At 65.4% G+C, this 3,118-nt stretch carries 3 protein-coding genes; all 3 read left to right on the top strand.

The genetic code is table 11. The features are described from left to right. A partial coding sequence (locus tag ACRDU5_RS18055; protein ID WP_526616069.1) for an HD domain-containing phosphohydrolase occupies window positions 1–743 on the top strand: 743 nt, incomplete at its 5' end. 81 nt (window positions 744–824) lie between these two features. Further along, window positions 825–2,375 carry a flavin-containing monooxygenase gene (locus ACRDU5_RS18050; RefSeq protein ID WP_526616068.1) on the top strand — a complete coding sequence of 517 codons (1,551 nt, stop codon included), beginning with the start codon at window positions 825–827 and terminating at the stop codon, window positions 2,373–2,375. 119 nt (window positions 2,376–2,494) lie between these two features. Then, window positions 2,495–3,118: ribonucleotide-diphosphate reductase subunit beta (locus ACRDU5_RS18045; RefSeq protein ID WP_526616067.1), on the top strand; the 624-nt coding region annotated here is incomplete at its 3' end.

The following is a 3,118-nucleotide window of genomic DNA, read 5'->3' as shown; positions in this document are numbered from 1 at the left end:
TGAAATGCCCCTTCACCCTTGGTCATTCGCGCGCGGTCGCGGCGCTGGCCGCCGACGCCGCGACGGTCGCCGGCCTCGACGCCGACGCGGTAGCCCAGCTCCGTCGCGCCGGACACGTCCACGATCTGGGCCGAATCGGGGTATCCAACCAAATCTGGTCCAAGCCAGGGCCGTTGAGCGCTGCCGAGTTCGAGCGGATGCGGCTACACCCGTACATGACGGTGCGGATCCTCAGCCACGTCGCCGGTCTCGAGAAAGTCGCCCAGCTGGCCGGAAACCACCACGAATGTGTGGACGGCAGCGGATATCCGCGTGGGCTGTCCGATGCGGCGCTGCCGATGGCCGACCGCCTGCTCGCCGCGGCCGTCAGCTACCAGTCGGCCCTCGAGCCACGGCCGTACCGGCAGCCGCTGTCAGCGGAGGCGGCGGCCCGGCGCCTTCGCGACCGCGTCAAGTCCGGCGCTCTCGACGCGATGGCCGCCGAGGCGGTGCTGCACGCCGCAGGCCATCACGCCGAACGACCAAACGTCCGCCCGGGCGGGCTGACGCCCCGTGAGATCGAAGTACTCTGCCTGGTCGCGCGCGGCGCATCCAACAAGGACATCGCGAAAACACTTGTTATCAGCGAAAAGACGGCGCGCAACCACGTCGAACGGACGTATGCCAAGATCGGTGTCTCCAACCGCATCGGCGCCAGCATGTATGCCCTCAAGCACGGTCTGGTCAGCCCCATCACCGCGTGACAGGCATACACTGAACCGGACAAATACCCGGTACCGCTGTTCCCAGGTGGGCCCACACCGAAAAAAGGGGAGGCCGCCGTCATGACCGTTGCCGAGCAGGCGGCCGAGGGCGCTGCCCAGAAGGAGGCCGTACACACCCGAGCGCTGATCATCGGAACCGGGTTCTCCGGACTGGGGATGGGCATCGCGCTGCAAAAACAGGGTGTGGACTTCCTGATCCTGGAGAAGGCCGACGATGTCGGCGGCACCTGGCGGGACAACAGCTACCCGGGCTGTGCGTGTGACGTGCCGTCGCACCTGTACTCGTTCTCCTTCGAGCCGAAGGCGACCTGGAGCAAGTTGTTCTCCCCGCAACCCGAGATCTGGGACTACCTCAAGGGCGTCACCGACAAGTACGGGCTGCGCCGCTACATCAGGTTCAACTCGCTCGTGGACCGGGCGCACTGGGACGACGCCGAGTACCGCTGGCATGTTTTCACCGCCGACGGCCAGGAGTACGTCGCTCAGTTCCTGATTTCGGGGGCGGGGGCGTTGCACATCCCGCTGGTTCCCGACATCGAAGGCAAAGACCAATTCGGTGGCGCCGCTTTCCATTCCGCGGAGTGGGACCACAGCGTCGACCTGACCGGCAAGCGGGTCGCGGTGATCGGAACCGGTGCAAGCGCCATCCAGATCGTGCCCGAGATCGTCAACGACACCAGCGAATTGCAGCTTTACCAGCGTACGCCGCCCTGGGTGGTGCCGCGGCCAGACGGCCCGTTCCCGGAGGGCCTCAAGCGCGCATTCACGTTCGTTCCGGGGCTGCGTCTGGCGCTTCGGACCGGCCTCTACTGGTGGCTCGAGGGCCTCGGATATGCGATGACCCGGCGGCCCGCGCTGCTGCGGGCGGTGGAACTGGTGGCCAGGGCGAACATCCGGCGCCACATCAAAGACAAGGAGCTGCGCCGCAGGCTGACGCCGAACTACCGGGCCGGGTGCAAGCGAATCCTCTACTCGCCCAACTACTATCCGGGCGTCGCGAACCCGAAGACGGAACTCGTCACCGACCGCATCACACGCATCACACCCGACGGGATCGTCACCACCGACGGCACCGAGCGCAAGGTCGACGTGATCGTGTTCGGTACCGGGTTCCACGTCACCGACTCCTACACCTACGTCGACATCAAGGGCCCGGGCGGGGAGGACCTGGTGGATCGGTGGAACCGCGAGGGCGTGGCGGCACATCGCGGACTCGCCGTCGCGGATGTCCCCAATCTGTTCTTCCTGCTGGGGCCCAACACCGGTCTGGGGCACACCTCCGTCGTGATCATGATCGAGTCGCAGATCCGTTATGTGGCGCAGGCGATCGCGGCGGTGGACCGCTACGACGCGCAGGCGTTGGCGCCCACCCGCACCGCGCAGGACCGCGACAATGCCGAACTGCAGGGTGAGCTCGCCCGCGCGGTCTGGAATACCGGCGGCTGCAGCAGCTGGTATCTGGACGAGCACGGCGTCAACCGGACGTTGTGGAGCGGGATGACCTGGCAGTACTGGCGCGCCACCCGCAAGCTGAAGCCGTCGGAGTACCACTTCTCGGGAATTGGACTCGACCGGGCGCCTGGTGTGCGCTCAGATCGTGAAATGGCCTGACTTCATTCCAAATCGCGATCTGAGTGCACACTAGGCGAACCTGCGGGCCGTGGGGCGACACGCAAACACAAGGTGTTGCGGTGCCGGAGGTTGTCGGCCCCCAGGGGTAGTGTCGAGGCGTGGGCGACATCAAACTCATTGACCGCGTCTCCGCGATCAACTGGAACCGGCTCCAGGACGAAAAAGACGCCGAGGTTTGGGACCGGCTGACCGGCAATTTCTGGTTGCCGGAAAAGGTTCCGGTGTCCAACGACATCCCGTCGTGGGGAACGCTGACGCCCCACGAGAAGGAAATGACGATGCGGGTGTTCACCGGGCTGACGCTGCTGGACACCATCCAGGGCACGGTCGGTGCGGTCAGCCTGATTCCCGATGCGCTGACCCCGCACGAGGAAGCGGTCTACACCAACATCGCGTTCATGGAGTCGGTGCACGCGCGCAGCTACAGCAACATCTTCTCCACGTTGTGCTCCACCGCCGAGATCGACGACGCGTTCCGCTGGTCGGAGGAAAACCCGAACCTCCAGCGCAAGGCCGAGATCGTCATGCAGTACTACAAGGGCGACGAGCCGCTGAAGCGGAAGGTGGCCTCCACGCTGCTGGAGAGCTTCCTGTTCTACTCCGGCTTCTACCTGCCGATGTACTGGAGCAGCCGCGCCAAGCTGACCAACACCGCCGACATGATCCGGCTGATCATCCGCGACGAGGCCGTGCACGGCTACTACATCGGCTACAAGTACCAG

The organism is Mycobacterium sp., assembly GCF_050701515.1.
GTDB lineage: Bacteria > Actinomycetota > Actinomycetes > Mycobacteriales > Mycobacteriaceae > Mycobacterium.
Note: the sequence above shows the minus strand (reverse complement) of the source record. Positions and strands in the feature narration are given on the sequence as shown.

Excerpts from the sequence above, each read along its gene's own strand:
- ACRDU5_RS18050 (WP_526616068.1), top strand. The coding sequence starts at position 825 with ATGACCGTTGCCGAGCAGGCGGCCGAGGGCGCTGCCCAGAAGGAGGCC.